The organism is Acidobacteriota bacterium, from assembly GCA_016208495.1.
Taxonomy (GTDB): domain Bacteria; phylum Acidobacteriota; class Blastocatellia; order Chloracidobacteriales; family Chloracidobacteriaceae; genus JACQXX01.
Window position 1 is genome coordinate 52,080 of the sequence record JACQXX010000149.1, and the last position, 662, is coordinate 52,741.

The 662-nt window shown below is 56.6% G+C and carries 1 protein-coding gene; it reads right to left on the reverse strand.

Annotated features, from left to right (window positions below):
* Nucleotides 1–662 (reverse strand): transposase (locus tag HY774_28135; protein ID MBI4752377.1); only part of this gene is annotated, 662 nt, incomplete at both ends.

Genomic DNA, 662 nt, shown 5'->3' on the forward strand with positions numbered 1-662 from the left:
GCGGCAATCCCACGTTTTTTCACCACCTGAGCGCCGTTGTGGTCGGCATTCGCAACGTGTCCGCACCGCTGACAATGAAACTGACTTTGGCTCACGCGGTTGGCGGGATGAATGTGGCCACACCGGGCACATTCTTGCGATGAATGGTGAGGTGAAACGCTGATCACCAGTTTTCGACGCCGAAGCGCCTTGTATTTGAGAAACATGACCACCATTCCCCAGGCCGCCGCCAAAATACTCCGGTTGAGTCCAGCTTTGGCCGCCGCGCCGTTGGGTTCGTATCCGTCTCCATCGGCTTTGGGTTGAGGCAGCGGGCTGGCGGTCATGTTTTTGATTTTGAGATCCTCGACCACAAATATCCAGTGGTCAGAGGTCGCCAGCCGATGGCTGGTCTGATGGGCAAAGTCTCGCCGGACATCTGCTTTCCGGGCGTGATACCGGGCGAGCTTTCGTTTGGTCCGTTCCCGGCGGCGAGACCCTTTGACCTGGCGCGACAATCTTTTTTGCTGGCGGTTGATTTGTCGGTCACAGTGGTCCAACGTGTGCTTTTGTTCCGGGGTAAACTCAAATGGTTCACCTTCCGATGGATAGACTGGAATCACGACTCCGCGATCCAGTCCAACCGTGATGGGTTCCAGGCTTGCTTCGTCCATCTGGCGGTA